Genomic DNA, 17572 nt, shown 5'->3' with positions numbered 1-17572 from the left:
CCGGACACCCCGGGACCCCGCGGGTCCCGGGGCGTCCCTCGAACTCCGCGGCCGGCTCGACTTGCCCTGACCTGCGATCGTCACGGCCGGCCGCGGTGACCGCCGCCGAAGAGGCTGGTCGCGTGCCGTTGCGTGCGACCAGCCTCTTCGGCGTGTGTGCCGCCCCGCGAAGGCTGCGCTCCTGGTGTTCCGCGCCGTCCGGGCTCACGTCCGGCGTCCGAGCGGGCCCCGCTGCCGTCCCATCGCCGTCCGCCGTCCGCCGCCCGCCGGTCGTCCGGGCTCACGTCCGGCGGCGCATCAGCACGTAGCCGTCCCGCTCGGCCACCAGGTCGTACCCGTTGCGAAGGTCGTCGGCCAGGTGCTGCTTCTCCGCCTCGACGCTGAGCGGCTGACCCGGCCACCACCGCTGGTCGGCCGGCACCCAGGTGTCGACCATGACCCACTGCGGATCGGGACGGCCGCCGACGGAGCCGTAGAGGCCGGCGCTCGTCCGGTCGGCGAGCTGCGGAACGAGGTGGTCCGATGTCTGGACCGTGACACCGTCGGGGATCATGGCGATCAGGCGTCGTGCGGTCATCACGCGGGAGTCGGTCCGCCAGGTCTCCGGCTGGACCAGCTGGAACAGCGGGAAGCTCGGGAGGATCATGAGGGTGATCGCGGCGGAGCCGGCGAGGTAGCGGCGCAGGCTGCGTCCACTCGTCCCACGTCGCGCGAGGGCGTCGATGAAGGCCGCGAAGACGACCGGCATCAGGACGAGGGAGTAGTGGAAGCTGGTCCCCCAGTGCAGGCCGTTGCTCGACGCGAAGCGCCACACCAGCGTGGGCAGGGCCACCCACAGAAGCGGCGACCGCATCGCCAGGAACAGGGTGGGAGCCAGCAGGAGGAGGAAGGTCGTCACCTTCGTCTGGGGGGTGACGAGGCCGATGGTGCCCTGATGGAGCAGGTCAAGCAGATGCATACCGCCGCCGGTTCCCCCCTGGCCGCCCGCGGCGGGCCCCTGCACCAGGGACCAATAGGCGAACGAACCACCGGGGTTGAAGGCCGGCAGGATCACGAACAGGGCCAGTACCGACCCGGCGAGGCCGGCCACTGCGGTGAACGTTCCGACCTCGCGGTCGCCTCGCCAGGCGATGACGAGACCGATGACGAGAACCGTGAGTCCGAGGTCCTCCTTCACGAGCAGAAGGGGCAGCGCCCAGCATGTCGCGGTGACCATCCGGCCGTTCCCGAGGGCGGTCAGGGAGAGAGCCAGGAGTGGAGCGGCGAAGGCCACTTCGTGGAAGTCGTAGCCGACGGCACTCGCAATTCCCCACGACAGCCCGTAGCAGGCACCGATCATCGCTGCGGCCGGGGAGCCCAGCGCTCGGCGGGCCCAGAGAGCCAGCGGCACGACGCTCACGGCGATGAGTGCGGCCTGGGCGACGAGAAGCGTCTCCGCTCCTCGCCACACCCGGTAAAAGGGAGCCAGGAGCGCCAGGATGGGGGAGAAGTGATCTCCCAGGACGGGAAAGCCCTGGCCCTTCACCTCGGATACCGGTAGATGCCCTTCCGCGTACGAGCGAACGACCTGCTGGAAGATGCCGAGGTCGTAGCTGCTCGTGAGCATGCGATGGTGCAGTCGTACCGACACCGCCGCGTACATCAAGAACAGCGTTCCCGCCATGGCCCAGATCCACCAGGTGCCGTCGAAGCGGCCCTTGCGCGACGCTTCGGTCACCGCCGACTTCTCGCAAGTCTGCTGTTGAGCAGGGACTGTTGTGCCGTTGGCGAGCGGTGCTTGCATCGAAAGCCCCTTCGGGAAAACGCGACTGGCATTCATCAAGATGCCAGCAACGTGCGGTATCCGGACCGGACCGAACTCCCGTGTGCGGAGAATCCACCGAATGGCCGCTCGCTGCTGCCCGTGCTTTCGCCGTGCACGCGTCCTGCGTGTGTGAACACGGCACCTCGAGGAAGTCCACCTATGGTGCTGTCATGCGCGGAATCCTGTTGGCCGGTGGTACCGGCTCGCGACTGTGGCCCTTGACTCACTCGGTGTCGAAGCAACTGCTGCCGGTCTTCGACAAACCGATGATCTATTACCCGCTCTCCACACTGGTGATGGCCGGAATCCGGGAAGTCCTCGTCATCACCACTCCCCAGGACGGCGCCCAGTTCCGCCGGTTGCTCGGGGACGGCAGCCAACTGGGAATGGACATCGTATATATGACTCAGGAGCGCCCGGAGGGTATTGCCCAGGCCTTTCTTCTGGGGGCCGACTTCATCGGCCAGGAATCCGTGGCGCTGATTCTGGGCGACAACATCTTCCACGGAAGCGGCCTCGGTACGCGGCTCGCCCGCAGCGACGGTCTGCAGGGCGGCAGAGTGTTCGCCTACCAGGTCGCCGACCCCTCGGCCTACGGCGTGGTGGAGTTCGACGAGCGGGGTCGCGCGCTGTCCATCGAGGAGAAACCCGTGCGGCCCAGGTCCCGGTACGCCGTGCCCGGACTGTACTTCTACGACAACCGGGTCGTGGACATCGCCCGCCGCCTGCGCCCCAGCAACCGGGGCGAGTTGGAGATCACCGACCTCAACCGGGTGTACCTGGAAGCCGGGGAACTGCACGTCGTCCGACTCGACAGGGGTACGGCGTGGCTCGACACCGGGACCTTCACCTCCATGGTTCAGGCTTCGGAGTTCGTCCGGGTGATCGAGGAGCGTCAGGGGCTCAAGGTCGGTTGCGTCGAGGAGGCGGCATGGCGGGCCGGCCTGATCGACGACGACCGTCTCCGGGGGCTTGCCCAGCCGCTGCTCAAGAGCGGATACGGCCACTATCTCCTGCGGCTGCTGGAGGATTCCCGCCATGTCGTGCTGCCTCAGAGAGGCGGCGGATCGCGCCAGGGAGTATGCACATGAGACCACTCGGTATCGAAGGGGCCTGGGTGGAAACGCCCAGCGCTTTCACGGACGGCAGGGGCCGGTTCCATGAATGGTTCAAGGGTCAAGGATTTCTTGATGCGACTGGCCAGGAGCTCCGGCTGGCGCAGGCCAATTGCTCCCGCTCCGTTCTGGGAACCCTTCGCGGCATTCACTACGCATCGGTCCCCCCGGGCCAGGCCAAGTACGTCACCTGCGTAGGCGGAGCCGTCCTCGACGTGGTGGTCGACATCCGTACCGGATCTCCGACATTCGGGAAGTGGGAGGCGGTCAGGCTCGACGACTCGACACACTGCTGCGTGTACCTCTCGGAGGGGCTGGGCCATGCCTTCATGGCGCTCGAGGAGAACTCCACCGTCGTCTACCTCTGCTCGGAGGGGTACGCGCCGGAACGGGAGCACGGCATCGACCCGCTGGATCCGGCGCTGGGCATCGCCTGGCCCGAAAACCTCACGCCGCGCCTCTCCCCGAAGGACGCGGCCGCGCCCACGCTGGCGGAGGCCGACCGGAAAGGCCTGCTGCCCTCGTTCCGTGACTGCCTCACGTACCGTGGGAATATGCTGAGGCCGCACGGGTGATCCTGGTGCATGACATGGCGTCAAACCCGCGCCGCCGCACTGCCGTGAGTTTATGAATGGTTGTGTCCGCGGCAAAAGCTGCGCGACACGCAGGCGCATTGTGCGCCACGACTGCGCGCGCATGCGGCTGCTCCCTCCCAGTTCCCGAGGAAGATTCTCTTGAATCGCAGAACTACTCGAAAGTCACGCCTGAGCTCCGCCGGGTTGGTGTCGGCGGGCGCTCTCGCGGTGATGCTCAACGTCGTGCCGAGCACGGTGGCCATCGCCGACGCGATCCACAGGTCGGGCGTCGACAGCGCCGCCCCCTACGCGACGTCCGACTCGTACGGCAACCACGGCAAGGGCGGCAACCGGGGTCCCCAGGGCAAGCCGGGCCATAACGGCCGTAACGGCCATGACGGCCATGACGGCCATGACGGCAAGCCCGGCAAGAGGGGTCCGCAGGGTCCGCAGGGTCCGCGGGGTCCGCAGGGTCCGCAGGGCAACCAGGGTGCTCAGGGTGAGCAGGGTCCTCAGGGCAACCAGGGTGCGCAGGGGAGCCAGGGTCCGCAGGGTCCGCGGGGCCGGCGGGGTCCGCAGGGCTACCAGGGTGCGCAGGGGAGCCAGGGTCCGCAGGGTCCGCAGGGTCCGCGGGGTCCGCAGGGCTACCAGGGTGCGCAGGGTGCTCAGGGTGAGCAGGGTCCGCAGGGCAACCAGGGTGCTCAGGGTGCGCAGGGCAGCCAGGGTGCGCAGGGCAGCCAGGGTGCGCAGGGCAGCCAGGGTGCGCAGGGCAGCCAGGGTGCTCAGGGTGCGCAGGGCAGCCAGGGTGCGCAGGGCAGCCAGGGTGCTCAGGGTGCGAGCGGCGTCCACACGTACTACAAGTCCGTCACCGTCGACTCGAACGTGCACCACGCGGAGGTCTACTGCGACACGGGCGACGTGGCCACCGGCGGCGGATACGAGACCGAGCCGGGTGGTATCCAGATCTCGATCAACAGGCCGCTCCCCTCCGGCCCTGATGGAACCATCCCCAACGGATGGCAGGCGGGGAGCCCGGCCACCGTGGCCGCGCCTCCCGGCGCCTCCACGATCACTGCGTTCGTGGTCTGCAACGCCTCGTGAATCCCGCGCGAGCGGCAGTACCGTTCGGGTCGGCCGCTCCACCTGGGAACTAGTGACGGTGCCCCGAGGCTTCGGCCTCGTGGGCACCGTCCGCTTGTCCCGCTGTGCAGCACAGAGAAAGCTCGGAGAGCCATGCGCATCCTCGTAACCGGTGGGGCCGGATTCATCGGCTCGGAATACGTCCGGCGGCGGCTGGAACCGGATCCGGAGACGCGGATCACCGTCCTCGACAAGCTCACCTACTCGGGAGTCGAGGCCAATCTCGCACCCGTGGAGGATCACCCGGGTTACACCTTCGTCAGGGGCGACATCTGTGACCCGGACGTCGTCGACCAGGTCATGGCCGGCCAGGACGCGGTGGTCCATTTCGCGGCCGAGTCGCACGTGGACCGGTCGATCGACGGTGCCGGTCCCTTCGTCCGCACCAATGTGCTGGGTACCCAGGTACTCCTCGACGCGGCCCACCGGCACCGTGTCGGCCGCTTCGTCCACGTCTCCACCGACGAGGTGTACGGCTCGATCAGCGAGGGCTCCTGGAGCGAGGCGTGGCCACTGGCGCCGAACTCCCCGTACTCCGCATCGAAGGCCGGCTCCGACCTGCTGGCCCTCGCCCACCATCGCACCCACGGTCTGGACGTCGTGGTGACCCGGTGCACCAACAACTACGGGCCCCACCAGTTCCCGGAGAAGGTCATCCCGCTCTTCATCACCAACCTGCTCGACGGGAGGAAGATCCCGCTGTACGGCGACGGCGGCAACGTCCGGGACTGGCTGCACGTCGCCGACCACTGCCGCGGCATCGACCTGGTCCTGCGCGGTGGCCGGGCCGGGGAGGTCTACAACATCGGCGGCGGAACCGAGCTGACCAACCACAAGCTCACCGGCCTGCTCCTGGACGCGCTCGGCGCGGACTGGGGCCGGGTCGAGCACGTCGCCGACCGCAAGGGGCACGACCTTCGCTACTCGCTGGACGACGGAAAGATCCGGGAGGAGCTCGGCTATGCCCCGCAGGTGTCCTTCACGGAAGGACTGGCCGCCACGGTCGCCTGGTACCGCGCGCACCGCTCCTGGTGGGAGCCGCTGAAGGAGAGGGCGGCTCTGCGATGACCACCCGCTGGCTGGTGACAGGGGCGCACGGACTCCTCGGTCAGGACGTACTGGCCGAGCTCGCCGCCGATCCTGACGCCGTCGTGACGGGACCGAGCCGGGAGCAGCTGGACATCACCGAGCCGGCCGCCGTGCGCGCGGCCGTCACCGGCCACCGCGTGGTCGTCAACTGCGCCGCCTGGACCGACGTCGACGGAGCCGAGCGCTCCGAGGCGGCGGCCACCGCCGTGAACGGCACCGGCGTCCGCAACCTTGCCCATGCGTGCGCGGTCAGTGGCGCCCTCCTGCTGCACGTCTCCACCGACTACGTGTTCCCCGGCGACGCCCGTCGTCCGTACCCCGAAGACGCGCCGACGGGGCCCGTCAACGCGTACGGGCGGAGCAAACTGGCAGGGGAGCAGGCAGTCGTCGACGTCCTGCCGCACAGCGGCTACGTCGTACGCACCTCCTGGCTCTACGGCGCACACGGCCCGAACTTCGTGGCCACCATGCTCGAACTCGCCGCCCGGCATGAGACCTTGGACGTGGTGTCCGACCAGCATGGCCAGCCGACCTGGTCCCGGTCCCTCGCCCGACAGCTGGCCGCTCTGGGCCGCGTCGCGCTGACCGGGGGTGCACCGGCCGGCATCTACCACGGCACGGCGGCAGGCCGCACCACATGGTGCGGCCTGGCGCGTGAGACGTTCCGGCTCAGCGGCCTCGACCCCGAGCGGATCCGACCCGTCGGCTCGGACAAGTTCCCTCGCCCGGCCACCCGCCCGGCCTTCAGCGTCCTCGGCCACGGGAACTGGATGCGGGCCGGCCTCGCTCCCCCACCGCCGTGGGACGACCAGCTGACTGCGGCTCTGAGGGTGCCGAAGTTCGCAGCCCTGGCGGCCGCGGCACGCGCGAGCAGCTGACCTACGGAGCGGGGCGCCCGGCGGTACCGGACGGTCCGCCGGACGCTTCGTGTCGTGCGGGGCTCTCGCGGCCCATGTCATCCGCTTGTGCGCGTCCCACCGGTCGTCGAACCGGGCCTGACGGAATCGCGGAATTGCTCGGGAACCTGCGAAAGGAGTCGGTGATCGATCGTGACCGCACGACGGAACGCGGCCTCTGCCTCGCCCTTGCGGCCCTTCTCCATCAGGAGACGGCCCAGTTGCAGCTGGATCGCGGCCGCCTTGGGCTCGGCGGCCGAGGCGCGCTCCAGGAGTTGGATGGCCTGGTCGGGGTCACTCGATTTCAGCATGTACGCCTCACTGTAGAGGGCGGACATGAAGTGCGGATCGATGGCGAGGGCCTTCTCGAAGTCCGCACGGGCATCCGCGGTCCTGCCGTACTGCTGATCGATGAGCCCCAGGCCGTACCAGGCACGTTTGTTCTTGGGGTCCATTTCCAGCACGCGCCGGTAGTCCTGGGTGGCCCCCGACGAATCCTGCCGGAACTGGCGCTGAAGGGCGGACTGCAGAAGTGCGTCTGCCGACTTTCCGTTCCGGGTGACTGACGCCGACTTGGATTCCGACGGCCCGTCGGGCGTGGGCTGAAACGCCCACACGGTCACCCCGGTGGCAACCGTCACTGCCGCGGCGAGCCCTGTCCACAATCTCGTTCGTTTCATGTTGTCACTTTTCGTGGATGGTGGCGGACGGATGGATACGGCCTGTCCCGGAACGTCGGCACCGACGTTACGAGGCCGCCCCGATGGCGCCGTCGTCCGGCAGGCGCTCCGGCCGTTCAGACCACTCGAATGCACGAGTCGTGAGAACGGGTTCGGCCCGCCTCTTTGCGTGGCTTTCGGCGGCTGGATTGGATGGGAGTCGTGAAACCAACGGTCTGTCTGAACATGATCGTCAAGGACGAAGCCCCGGTGATCCGGCGCTGTCTCGAATCCGTACGGCCCTTGATCGACACGTGGGTCATCGTGGACACCGGCTCCACCGACGGCACGCAGGACATCATCCGAGACGTCTACGACGATCTGCCGGGCGAACTGCACGAGCGGCCCTGGAAGGGGTTCGACGGCAGCCGTACCGAGGCGGTCCAACTCGCCCGCCCTGCCGCGGACTACCTGCTCTTCCTGGACGCGGACGACGTGATGGAGGTGCCGCCCGGGGCGCACATGCCGGAGCTGACGCTCGACGCCTACCGGGTCGGCATCCGCAGCGGGGCCTACTCGTACCGGCGCCGCGCCCTGGTCTCGACGCGGCTGCCGTGGCGGTACGTCGGCGTCCTGCACGAGTACCTCGACTGCGGTTCGCAGTACACCCTCGGGACGCTGGAGGGCGCCACCATCGTCGTCGTGGGCGGCGGGGGACGCGGCAGGGGCAGGAGTGCGCGGGAGAAGTACCTGGCAGATGCCGAGATCCTGCAGCAGGGCCTGATCAAGGAGCCCGACAACGACCGCTATGCGTTCTACCTGGCCCAGAGCTTCCGCAGCGCCGGCGAGTTCGAGAAGGCGATCGAGGCCTACGACCGACGGGCGGGCATGGGCGGCTGGGACGAGGAGGTCTTCTGCTCCCGGCTGTTCGCCGCGCAGTTCGCCGAAGAGCTGGGCCGGCCGTCGGCCGAGGTGATGGGCCGCTACCTCGCTGCGCACGAGAGCCGGCCCGGGCGCGCCGAAGCGCTCGGCGGGCTCGCGCGCTGGTGCCGTCTCAACGGGCAGCGGTGGCCGCTCGCCCACCTGTTCGCGCGCAAGGCGGCGTACCTCCCGTATCCGAGCGACGACCATCTGTTCGTCGAGTCCTCCTGGTACGAATGGCGGGCACTCGACGAACTCGCGGTGTCCGCCTACTGGGTCGGGGAGTACGAGGAGTCGGAGACCTGTTCCGAACGCCTCCTGATGAGCGGCAAGTTGCCTCCCGAACATCGTGACCGCACGATCCAGAACCTGGAGCTCTCTCGGCGCCACCTGCGCTCGGGGAAGCTGGTCAGGGCCTGACGCGGTGTGAGTCCGGCCGGCAGGACGGCGAAGGCGCCCGGTGGAACCTCACGGTCCACCGGGCGCCCGCTGTCTCGCGCGACCTAGACCAGGAGCTTTCCGCCGCACCGTGCGGTGCCGTCCTTCATCGCGATGAGGTTGGCGACGACGTACGAGATGTCGTTCTTGGAGTGCCAGTCGCTCGGGAAGTAGGTGACCAGCCGCGACGACTGGAACCGTGCCTCGAGGTCCGGCACGAAGGTGCGGTACTGGTCGTCCGTGTAGTACCAGAACGAGTTCTCGTTGTAGTAGGCGACGTGGGTCGGGTCCTGGTAGGCGCCGCGGCCGTCGGAGCTGGGCGTCATGGTGAGGAGCATGCCTCCGGGTGCCAGCAGCCGGTACAGCTCGTTGATCAGCGGCACCTTCGCGGGCACGTACTCGAGGAAGTCCACGGCCCGCACCAGGCCTACGGAGTCGTCGGGCAGGTCCAGCTTCCCGGGCAGGGTCGCGACGATGTCGACGCCCTCTGCCTCCCGCCGGTCCACGCCGACGTAACCCGGGGGCTTGCGATGGGCCGCTCCGAGGTCCAGGGCGAGCAGTCCGCGCCGGTAGCTCCAGGCGAGGGCGTTGGCCTCGATGTACTTGTCGTACAGGGTGACCGTCTCACGCTGGATGTGCGCGTTGATCTCCGGGTCCCGCTGGGTGTTCTCGCGGTGCACCCGCTGGAGGTAGAGGCAGCGGTTGATGTGGTGGAAGTCGCCGATGTGGAAGAGGCGGCACATCAGGTCCTGGTCGTCCAGGACCGTACGTGAGGCGTCGTACCCGCCGGCCTTCTCGTAGCTCTTCTTGCGGAACGCCCGCACGTGGTTGGGCGCGTACCAGATGTAGGCGACGTTGTGCGGCGTGGGCGCCAGGGAGATGACCTGCTGCAGCTTGCGGCCGTCGACCCGCACATCCGTGTACTGCCAGCCGAACGTCTCGTCGAAACGGCTGTCGTCGCGCTTCCCGTCCTCGGTGATCTGCGCGGTGTTGCTGTAGACGAAGACGGCCTCGGGATGCGCGTCGAACGCCTTGCCGAGCTCCGCCAGGCAGGCCTTGGCCAGCAGGTCGTCGTGGTCGAGCTCCACGAGGATCTCGCCGCGTGCCAGTTCACAGGCCCTGCGCTTCGCCGCTCCGACGCCGGTGACGTCGTCCGCGATCTCCACGCGGACCCTGTCGTCGGGTCGCTCCGGACGCCATCGGGCGCCGTTGTTGAGCAGGACGATCCACTCCCAGTCCGGACAGGTCTGCGCCTGCAGGGTCGCCAGGCACTCGTCGAGGAAACGAGGCCGGTGGCTGGGCGTGAAGACGGAGAACCTCGGTGTCGCGGTCGACGTCATCTGTTGCTCCCTGCTTGGCTGGAGGTCGGTGGGGGGCTTGTGTGATCAGGAGTCACCGGAATTCCTCCGGCACTTGGGGACGCAAGGAGGGATCGGCCGCGACCGCGCGACGGAACTCGTCGGCGGCTTTGGCGGCATGCTTCTCGTGCTGCCAGATCCGTCCGAGGTGGAGATGCGCCGTGGCCGCCTGGGGATCGCGGGCGATGACACGCTTCAGAAGTCCGGCGGCCCGGTCGGGTTCTCTCGGCTCCAGCAGCAGCGCCTCGTTGAAGAGAGCCGACGGGAACACCGGGTCGATCTTCAGCGCCTTGTCGTAGTCCGCCCGGGCGTCGGCCACCCTGCCGTACCCGTGGGCGATGACCCCCAGGTTGTACCAGGCGAACTTGTTCTGCGGGTCCAGCTCCAGCACACGCCGGTAGGTACGGTCCGCCCCATCGAGGTCGTGGTATTTCTGCTGCAGAATGCCTGCCTGCAAAAGAGTGTCGGCATCATCCTGCGGCGCCGGGTTCACCGATGACGGGGCCTTGGAATCGAAGGACGCTGCCGAGTGGGAAATGATCGCCCACGACGTCACTCCGGTGGTGACTGCGCCCACACAGAGGAGCCCTGCCAACAATTGCCTACGTGTCACTTTGTCACATCTCGCGGAATCGTGAGGGACGATGGCATGCCGGAGTTCGAACCACCGTCATTTCCGGCGACGTTACGAGGCCACGGTGATGCAGCCGCCGTTTGGCGGGTACTTGGGCTGCGCAGTCCACCCGAATGTACGCAGGAGAGTTGGCGTTCAGCCTTGATTTTCATATCGGGCGCCGGGCGGGCCGCTCGTCGGTCGCCCCGTGGGCAGGGTGAGCCGCTGCGCCCGCGGCCGGCGGCCCTGACGGATCGGGCAGCCGCACCGTGCTGCCGGTGCTGCCGGTGGCCCTGGTGTTCGCAGTCCCGGCCGTGGTCTCCGGCCGACGCCGGGCCGGGCCGGCCGGAGGTCCGGCCGCCTGCTCAGTCGGACGGTGCGTCCGCCAGCGCTCGCTCCAGCAGCACCGTGTCGATCCAGCGGCCGTGCTTGTACCCGACGGCGCTGAGTCGTCCCGCGTCGGTGAAGCCGAAACGGCGGTGCAGCGCGACCGACGCCTCGCCGCCGGCGTCCGCGACGACCGCGATGACGCGCCGGACACCGGCCCGGGCGCAGGCGTCCATCAGCCGACCCAGCAGCGCGCCCCCGATCCCGCGCCCGGTGGCGCCGGGGTCGAGGTAGACCGTGTCCTCCACGGTGTGGCGATAGGCCGGCTTGGGCCGCCAGGGCCCGGCGTACGCGAAACCCACGATCCTTCCCGCCTCCTCGGCGACGAGGAACGGCAGCCCCCGCGAGGTGAGTTCGTCCAGCTTGGCCTCCCACTCCGCCGACGACCTGGGGGTCTCGTCGAACGTGGCGAGGCTGTGCAGCACGTAGTGCCGGTAGATGCCGGCGACGGCGGCGAGATCCGGACGGCGGGCGGCCCGGACGGTCGCGGTGCAGGTGCTCACGGCGCTTCGCCTCCTCTTTCTGCTCTACCCGCGTGGTGCTGCGGCGCCCGGTCCGCGCGTCGTCGCGAGGGTGCGTGGACCGGGGCCGCACCGGGGTCCTCCGTGCGGAGCCGGAGGGTCAGGCCGTGGCGCCGCTGAGCGGCTGGGGCCCACCCGGCGCGGCAGCGGCGGCGTGCGCGTCCATCCGCTGGGCCGTGAGGATCGCCGCAGCGGTGTCGGCGCGCGACGCGGCGACGACGAGCGCGCGGCCCGCGAGGGTGTGCGCCCGCCGGTGCAGGGCCGACGGCTCCCGCGGTTCGGCCACCGGTGTGCACGCCGGAGCGGTGCGTCCCCGGAGCCGGGCCACCTGCCCGGCCAGGCGCTCCGCCGCGGTGTCCAGGTCGGCGGACGGGGCCACCGCGCGCAGTGCCTCCGTGACGGCGAGCAGCGCCGCGAGGTGCCCCGCGAGCTGGATGTCCAGCTCCTCCTCGCGGGAGCGGTGGGGGAAGTCGGCGGCGCCGGCCATCGTGCGGGGGGCGGGCCTGTGGGAGGGCCCGGTGCGGATCGGCTCGTACATGGGATGGCCTCCTGTGCGCTGGCAGAAGCCATCCTAGCTTAGAACTGGTCTAAAGTTGAGCTGGTTCGCGCAACCGGACCGTAGGGCCACCCAGGGTGAGCGTCAGGTCTGGCCGTAGCCGTCCAGGAAGGTGCCGATCCGCTCGACGGCGTCGCGCAGGTCGTCGACCGCGGGCAGGGTCACCACCCGGAAGTGGTCCGGTTCCGGCCAGTTGAAGCCGGTGCCCTGCACGACCATGATCTTCTCCTGGCGCAGCAGGTCCAGGACCATCTGCCGGTCGTCCTTGATCTTGAAGACCTTGGGGTCCAGGCGCGGGAAGAGGTACAGCGCCCCCTTCGGCCGTACGCAGGTCACGCCGGGGATGGCGGTGAGCAGCTCGTAGGCGACGTCCAGCTGCTCCTTGAGGCGGCCGCCCGGCAGGACCAGGTCGCCGATGGTCTGGCGGCCGCTCAGCGCCGCGACCACGCCGTGCTGGCCCGGCATGTTCGCGCACAGGCGCATGTTGGCCAGGATCGTCAGGCCCTCGATGTAGGAGTCGGCGTGGGCGCGCGGACCGGAGATCGACATCCAGCCGACGCGGTAGCCGGCCACCCGGTAGGCCTTCGACATGCCGTTGAAGGTGAGGGTGAGCAGGTCGGGGGCGATCTTCGCGGTCGGCGTGTGCGTGGCGCCGTCGTAGAGGATCTTGTCGTAGATCTCGTCCGAGCAGACCAGCAGGTTGTGCCGGCGGGCGATGTCGGTGATGCCCTTGAGCATCGCCTCGTCGTAGACGGCGCCGGTCGGGTTGTTCGGGTTGATGACGACGATCGCCTTGGTGCGGTCGGTGACCTTGCGCTCGATGTCGGCGAGGTCGGGCATCCAGTCGGACTGCTCGTCGCAGCGGTAGTGGACGGCGGTGCCGCCGGACAGCGACACGGCCGCGGTCCACAGCGGGTAGTCCGGGGCCGGGACGAGGACCTCGTCGCCGTCGTCCAGCAGGCCCTGCATCGCCATCACGATCAGCTCGGAGACGCCGTTGCCGACGAAGACGTGCTCGACGTCGGTCTCGATGCCCAGGGTCTGGTTGTGCATGACCACCGCGCGGCGGGCCGCCAGCAGGCCCTTCGCGTCGCCGTAGCCGTGGGCCGACGACACGTTGCGGAGGATGTCCTCCAGGATCTCGGGCGGGCACTCGAAGCCGAAGGCCGCCGGGTTGCCCGTGTTCAGCTTGAGGATGCGGTGGCCGGCTGCCTCCAGCCGCATCGCCTCCTCGAGCACCGGGCCCCGGATCTCGTAACAGACGTTGGCGAGCTTCGTCGACTGGATCACCTGCATGCCTGGGAGCTTACGACCGGGTAACGCTTCGCGCGTGGTGTTTTCCGCCACGTGAGACGGACCGGTCCGGGCGGAGGCCGCCGCCGGGGTGCGCGCGGCCCGGCGGACCAGGCGATTTCTGCGGTGCGGCCGTCGTGCGGGGTGTCCGCCGTACCCCTGGCGGGCGTGAGCCGATCGGTGCCGCCGGGCGTGTCACGCGTACCGGCGGGTAAGGGGGGCTGGGGCGCTGCCGGCGGCCGGGCCGGACGGTCAAGTGGCCGTGGTGCGGGCGTGGTTGGCGGGCCGGACGGAACCGGCGAACCGGACGCGGCGCCTTGTGGCCGTCCCCTCCGGGCTTCACAATGCGCATGACAAGACCAGCGATCGGAAGATCTCCGGTCGCTCACGTCCGCAGAGGGGACCCCCCACATGAACAAGCCTCTCCTTGCCGCGCTCGCGACCCTGGTCGTCACCGGGGCGGGCATGGCGCCCGCGGCCGCCGCGACGGCGGCACCCGGCGCCGGGGCGAGCGCGGCGAAGGGCGCGGCGCCCGCGCTCCGGGCCGTCGACTTCGCCGGCACGGTGTCGCTGAGCAACTGCTCGGGCTCCGTCATCCGCTTCCCCGGTTCCGCCGACAGCGACCCGGCGCTCGTGCTGAGCAACGGCCACTGCCTGGAGACCGGATTCCCGGCGCCCGGCCAGGTCATCGTCAACCAGTCCTCAAGCCGCTCCTTCGGCCTGCTGAACTCCGCCGGCTCCCGGGTCGGCACGCTGCGCGCCGCCAAGGTCGCGTACTCGACGATGACCGACACCGACGTCACGATCTACCAGCTGACCTCCACGTACGCGCAGATCAAGAGCTCCTACGGCATCAACGCGCTGACCGTGAGCGACACGCACCCGGTCGCCGGCACCGCCATCAAGGTCGTCTCCGGCTACTGGAAGCGGATCTACAGCTGCAACGCCGACGGGTTCGTCTACCGCCTCAAGGAGGGCGACTGGACCTGGAAGGACTCGCTCCGCTACACCTCCGCCTGCAACACCATCGGCGGCACCTCCGGCTCGCCCGTCGTCGACGTCGCCAGCGGCAAGGTCGTCGCCGTGAACAACACCGGCAACGAGGACGGCGAGCGCTGCACCGAGAACAACCCCTGCGAGGTCGACGAGAGCGGCAACGTCACCGTCCGCCAGGGCATCAACTACGCCGAGGAGACGTACCAGATCCCCGCCTGCTTCGGCGCGGGCAACAAGCTGAACCTGAGCGCGAGCGGCTGCGTCCTGCCCAAGCCGTAGGCCGTGCCGGGCGGGCGGTCACACCGGAGTACGGCGGACCGCCCGCCCCGCCAGGACGTCGGTGCGCCGCCCGTCCTCGATCGCGAACCGCCCGTCCACCAGCACGTACGGAAGGCCCGTGGGCAGGGTCCTGGGCCGCTCGGAGGTCGCGCCGGCGGCGACGGTGTCCGGGTCGAACAGGACCAGGTCGGCCCGGTACCCCTCGCGGACGACACCCCGGTCCGGCAGGCGCAGCCGGGCCGCCGGGCGCCCGGTGAGGTGGGCGACGCACTCCTCCAGCGACAGCACGCCCAGCTCCCGCACGTACCGGCCGAGGTAGTGCGGGAAGGTGCCCCAGGCCCGCGGATGGGGCCTGGCGCCGTGCAGGATGCCGTCGGAGCCGCCGGTGTGGGTGCGGTGGCGCATGACGGCCCGGACGTTCTCCTCGTGGCCCACGTGCTGCAGGACCGTCGTGCCGAGCCGGTCCCCGGTCAGCAGCCGGCGGGCCGCGGCCCACGGGGTCTCGCCGCGCAGGCGGGCCGCCCCGGCCACGGTCAGCCCGACGTGGTCCGCGAACGCGGGGTCGCCCACCCCCGAGATCTCGACCGTGTCCCAGTCGACGGGCACCCCGTGGCAGCCGTCCGAGCCGGTGGTCTCCAGGGCGTGCCGGATCCGCTCGGCCGTCCCCGGGTCGGCCAGCCGCGCCAGGAGCGCCTCCGGGCCGCCCTCTCCCGCCCAGCCCGGCAGCAGCGCCGCGAGCGTCGTGCAGCCGGGCGTGTACGGGTAGGAGTCCAGGCTGACGTCGGCGCCGGCGGCCAGGGCCTCGTCCAGCAGCGTCAGCAGCGAGGGCGCCCGGCCGCGGTTGACGTCGAAGTTCAGCGTGGCGTGGGCGAGATGGAGCGCGCAGCCCGCCTCCCGGGCCAGCGCCAGCATCTCCGCGTACGCCTCCAGCGCCCCGGCGCCGTAGGAGCGGTGGTGCGGGCAGTAGTAGCCGCCGTGGCGGGCCACCACCCGGCACAGCTCGGTCAGTTCGGCGTCCGAGGCGTACATGCCGGGCGTGTAGGTGAGCCCGGAGGACATGCCGACCGCGCCCTGCTCCAGGCCCTCCGCCACGAGCTGCCGCATCCGGTCCAGCTCGGCCGGCGTGGCCGGGCGGTCCTCCCAGCCGACGACGAGCGCGCGCACCGTCCCCTGCGGCACCAGGTAGGCGGCGTTGACCGCGACGCCCCGGTCGAGGCGGTCCAGGTACTCGCCCACCGAGCGCCAGTCGAGGTCCAGGTCGTCGCCGGGCCCGTTCCACCCGGAGACCGCCCGGCGCACCTCCCCGCGCGTGCGGTCGTCCACCGGCGCGTACGACAGCCCGTCCTGGCCGAGCACCTCCAGGGTGACCCCCTGGGCGACCTTCGCGCTGTGGTCCGGGTCGCGCAGCAGGGCGAGGTCGCTGTGGGCGTGCATGTCGACGAAGCCGGGGGAGAGGACCAGGCCCTCGGCGTCCAGCTCCCGGCGGGCCCGCGGCCGCTGGCAGCCGGCCGCCGCGGCCTCCTTGACGATCGAGACGATCCGGCCGCGGTCCACGACCACGTCCGCGCGGTACGAGGGCGCCCCGGTGCCGTCGGCGACGTCCGCGTCCCGGATGACCAGCTCCTCCACGCCCGGCCTCCCTAGAAGAACGTGCGGACGTAGTCGACGACGGTGCCGTCCGCCTCCACCAGCGGGATCAGCTGCCACTTGTCGAAGGACGTGCACGGGTGGGACAACCCGAGGCCCACCCAGTCGCCGACCTCCAGATCCGCCTCCGGCGCGGTGCGCAGCCAGGCGTGCTGGTCCGACAGGGCGGTGACGGTGATGCCGGCCGCGGGGCGCTCGGTGCCGTCCCGGCGCACCACCTGGGCCGTGGGCAGGTCGAGGTCGTGGGCCGCGTCCCGCTTGCCCGCGTTCACGAAGGCCTGCTCGGGCGAGGGGCGCGAGACGACCTGGGTCCACAGCCGGAACGCCGGCTCCAGCGCGCCCTCCTCGGGCACCCGGTTGAAGGGGGTCAGCCGGCGGTAGTGGCCGTCGTCGTGCGAGACGTAGGCGCCCGAGCGCAGCAGCTTCAGCACCGGCCGGGAGAGCTCCGGCATCCGCGCGAACTCCTCGGCCACGACGTCGAACCAGGCGCTGCCGCCCGCACTCACGACGATCTCGTCCAGGTCCGCGAAGCGACCCGCCCCGTCGAGGTCCGCGGCCAGCGCCATCAGCCGGCCGAGCCAGGCCCGCACCCGCTCCGGGTCCGCGCCGGGCACCTCGCCCTCGTACCCGGCGACGCCGACCAGCCGCAGCGTCGGCACGGCGGCCACCGCGTCCGCGACCGCCGCGGCGTCCTTCTCCGTGCGCACACCCGTCCGCGCGCCCTCCCCGGCGGCCAGCTCCACCACGACGTCCACCGGGCGGGCGGAGCCGGAGAGGGCCGCGTCCATCAGCTCCACCCCGCGCACCGAGTCCACGTAGGCGACGAGGCGGAAGGACGGGTCGGCGGCCAGCTCGGCGGCGATCCAGCGCAGGGCGGCCGGGTCGACGACCTGGTTCGCCAGGAAGACCCGCTCGGTCCCGAAGGCCCGCGCCACCCGCACCTGGTGCGGCACCGCCAGCGTGATCCCCCAGGCGCCGTGGTCGATCTGGCGCCGGAAGAGCTGCGGGGCCATGGAGGTCTTGCCGTGCGGGGCGAAGGCGAGGCCGTGCCGGGCGGCGTACGTCTCCATCAGGCGCAGGTTGTGCTCCAGGCGCTCCGCGGACAGGGCGAGCACCGGGGTGGGGAAGCCGCCGGTGAAGAGGTTGCGGCGCTGGGCGGCCAGCTCGCCGACGGTCAGCCCGTCGGCGTCCGGGGGGAGGCCCTTGAAGCGGTGGTCGACGCGTTCCTCGGCCAGGCGGGCGAGCGCCTCGGTGCCCATGAAGCCTCCTGATCAGGTCTGTTGCA

At 70.5% G+C, this 17572-nt stretch carries 16 protein-coding genes; 7 read left to right on the top strand and 9 right to left on the bottom strand.

Annotated elements, in window-relative coordinates:
- Window positions 1-280 precede the first annotated feature (280 nt).
- Window positions 281-1717, bottom strand: a complete 1437-nt coding sequence (locus tag P3H78_RS05910; RefSeq protein WP_276107705.1) for a DUF2079 domain-containing protein — start codon at window positions 1715-1717, stop codon at window positions 281-283.
- A 257-nt stretch (window positions 1718-1974) separates the two neighbouring features.
- Here P3H78_RS05910 and rfbA point away from each other — a divergent pair, with 257 nt between their 5' ends.
- The 5 genes from rfbA to rfbD all read left to right on the top strand — a co-directional run bounded on the left by rfbA (window position 1975) and on the right by rfbD (window position 6601).
- A complete protein-coding gene (rfbA, locus tag P3H78_RS05905; RefSeq protein WP_276107704.1) occupies window positions 1975-2895 on the top strand; it encodes a glucose-1-phosphate thymidylyltransferase RfbA in 921 nt (306 codons plus the stop codon).
- The gene (locus P3H78_RS05900) at window positions 2892-3494 is read left to right on the top strand and encodes a dTDP-4-dehydrorhamnose 3,5-epimerase family protein (protein WP_276107703.1); all 603 of its coding nucleotides are present in this window, start codon (window positions 2892-2894) and stop codon (window positions 3492-3494) included. Before rfbA ends, P3H78_RS05900 begins: the two co-directional genes overlap by 4 nt.
- A gap of 243 nt (window positions 3495-3737) precedes the next feature.
- On the top strand, window positions 3738-4595 hold the full coding sequence (locus tag P3H78_RS05895; protein ID WP_276107702.1) for a collagen-like domain-containing protein: 858 nt from the start codon (window positions 3738-3740) through the stop codon (window positions 4593-4595).
- Between the two features lie 132 nt (window positions 4596-4727).
- Window positions 4728-5702, top strand: coding sequence for a dTDP-glucose 4,6-dehydratase (rfbB, locus tag P3H78_RS05890; protein ID WP_276107701.1), 975 nt, complete (start codon window positions 4728-4730; stop codon window positions 5700-5702).
- Window positions 5699-6601 (top strand): dTDP-4-dehydrorhamnose reductase, encoded by a 903-nt coding sequence (gene rfbD / locus P3H78_RS05885; protein WP_276107700.1) that lies wholly within the window; start codon window positions 5699-5701, stop codon window positions 6599-6601. Before rfbB ends, rfbD begins: the two co-directional genes overlap by 4 nt.
- A gap of 77 nt (window positions 6602-6678) precedes the next feature.
- On the opposite strand, the gene P3H78_RS05880 is transcribed toward rfbD, so the two are convergent.
- Window positions 6679-7299 (bottom strand): tetratricopeptide repeat protein, encoded by a 621-nt coding sequence (locus P3H78_RS05880; protein WP_276107699.1) that lies wholly within the window; start codon window positions 7297-7299, stop codon window positions 6679-6681.
- Between the two features lie 201 nt (window positions 7300-7500).
- Here P3H78_RS05880 and P3H78_RS05875 point away from each other — a divergent pair, with 201 nt between their 5' ends.
- Window positions 7501-8619, top strand: a complete 1119-nt coding sequence (locus P3H78_RS05875) for a glycosyltransferase (protein ID WP_276107698.1) — start codon at window positions 7501-7503, stop codon at window positions 8617-8619.
- Between the two features lie 83 nt (window positions 8620-8702).
- On the opposite strand, the gene P3H78_RS05870 is transcribed toward P3H78_RS05875, so the two are convergent.
- The 5 genes from P3H78_RS05870 to P3H78_RS05850 all read right to left on the bottom strand — a co-directional run bounded on the left by P3H78_RS05870 (window position 8703) and on the right by P3H78_RS05850 (window position 13368).
- Window positions 8703-9977: a glycosyltransferase gene (locus P3H78_RS05870; protein WP_276107697.1), complete on the bottom strand. Its 1275-nt coding sequence runs from the start codon at window positions 9975-9977 to the stop codon at window positions 8703-8705.
- A 52-nt stretch (window positions 9978-10029) separates the two neighbouring features.
- On the bottom strand, window positions 10030-10572 hold the full coding sequence (locus tag P3H78_RS05865) for a tetratricopeptide repeat protein (protein ID WP_276107696.1): 543 nt from the start codon (window positions 10570-10572) through the stop codon (window positions 10030-10032).
- Window positions 10573-10973: 401 nt separating this feature from the next.
- The gene (locus P3H78_RS05860) at window positions 10974-11498 is read right to left on the bottom strand and encodes a GNAT family N-acetyltransferase (protein ID WP_276107695.1); all 525 of its coding nucleotides are present in this window, start codon (window positions 11496-11498) and stop codon (window positions 10974-10976) included.
- 118 nt (window positions 11499-11616) lie between these two features.
- A complete protein-coding gene (locus P3H78_RS05855) occupies window positions 11617-12054 on the bottom strand; it encodes an SCO4983 family protein (protein ID WP_276107694.1) in 438 nt (145 codons plus the stop codon).
- 102 nt (window positions 12055-12156) lie between these two features.
- Window positions 12157-13368: a pyridoxal phosphate-dependent aminotransferase gene (locus tag P3H78_RS05850; RefSeq protein WP_276107693.1), complete on the bottom strand. Its 1212-nt coding sequence runs from the start codon at window positions 13366-13368 to the stop codon at window positions 12157-12159.
- A 408-nt stretch (window positions 13369-13776) separates the two neighbouring features.
- On the opposite strand from P3H78_RS05850, the gene P3H78_RS05845 reads away from it, so the two are divergent.
- Window positions 13777-14640, top strand: a complete 864-nt coding sequence (locus tag P3H78_RS05845) for a S1 family peptidase (protein ID WP_276107692.1) — start codon at window positions 13777-13779, stop codon at window positions 14638-14640.
- A gap of 18 nt (window positions 14641-14658) precedes the next feature.
- Here P3H78_RS05845 and P3H78_RS05840 read toward each other — a convergent pair whose 3' ends face one another.
- Together P3H78_RS05840 and P3H78_RS05835 are read right to left on the bottom strand one after the other, a co-directional pair.
- Window positions 14659-16269, bottom strand: a complete 1611-nt coding sequence (locus P3H78_RS05840; protein WP_276107691.1) for an N-acyl-D-amino-acid deacylase family protein — start codon at window positions 16267-16269, stop codon at window positions 14659-14661.
- A gap of 11 nt (window positions 16270-16280) precedes the next feature.
- Window positions 16281-17546, bottom strand: a complete 1266-nt coding sequence (locus tag P3H78_RS05835) for an amino acid deaminase (protein ID WP_276107690.1) — start codon at window positions 17544-17546, stop codon at window positions 16281-16283.
- Between the last annotated feature and the right edge of the window lie 26 nt (window positions 17547-17572).

Source organism: Streptomyces tropicalis, from assembly GCF_029269835.1.
GTDB lineage: Bacteria > Actinomycetota > Actinomycetes > Streptomycetales > Streptomycetaceae > Streptomyces > Streptomyces tropicalis.
This window is presented reverse-complemented; position numbering and strand designations above follow the sequence as displayed.

Excerpts from the sequence above, each read along its gene's own strand:
- P3H78_RS05855 (WP_276107694.1), bottom strand. The coding sequence starts at position 12,054 with ATGTACGAGCCGATCCGCACCGGGCCCTCCCACAGGCCCGCCCCCCGC.
- P3H78_RS05900 (WP_276107703.1), top strand. The coding sequence starts at position 2,892 with ATGAGACCACTCGGTATCGAAGGGGCCTGGGTGGAAACGCCCAGCGCT.
- rfbD (WP_276107700.1), top strand. The coding sequence starts at position 5,699 with ATGACCACCCGCTGGCTGGTGACAGGGGCGCACGGACTCCTCGGTCAG.
- rfbA (WP_276107704.1), top strand. The coding sequence starts at position 1,975 with ATGCGCGGAATCCTGTTGGCCGGTGGTACCGGCTCGCGACTGTGGCCC.
- rfbB (WP_276107701.1), top strand. The coding sequence starts at position 4,728 with ATGCGCATCCTCGTAACCGGTGGGGCCGGATTCATCGGCTCGGAATAC.
- P3H78_RS05870 (WP_276107697.1), bottom strand. The coding sequence starts at position 9,977 with ATGACGTCGACCGCGACACCGAGGTTCTCCGTCTTCACGCCCAGCCAC.
- P3H78_RS05835 (WP_276107690.1), bottom strand. The coding sequence starts at position 17,546 with ATGGGCACCGAGGCGCTCGCCCGCCTGGCCGAGGAACGCGTCGACCAC.
- P3H78_RS05880 (WP_276107699.1), bottom strand. The coding sequence starts at position 7,299 with ATGAAACGAACGAGATTGTGGACAGGGCTCGCCGCGGCAGTGACGGTT.
- P3H78_RS05845 (WP_276107692.1), top strand. The coding sequence starts at position 13,777 with ATGAACAAGCCTCTCCTTGCCGCGCTCGCGACCCTGGTCGTCACCGGG.
- P3H78_RS05850 (WP_276107693.1), bottom strand. The coding sequence starts at position 13,368 with ATGCAGGTGATCCAGTCGACGAAGCTCGCCAACGTCTGTTACGAGATC.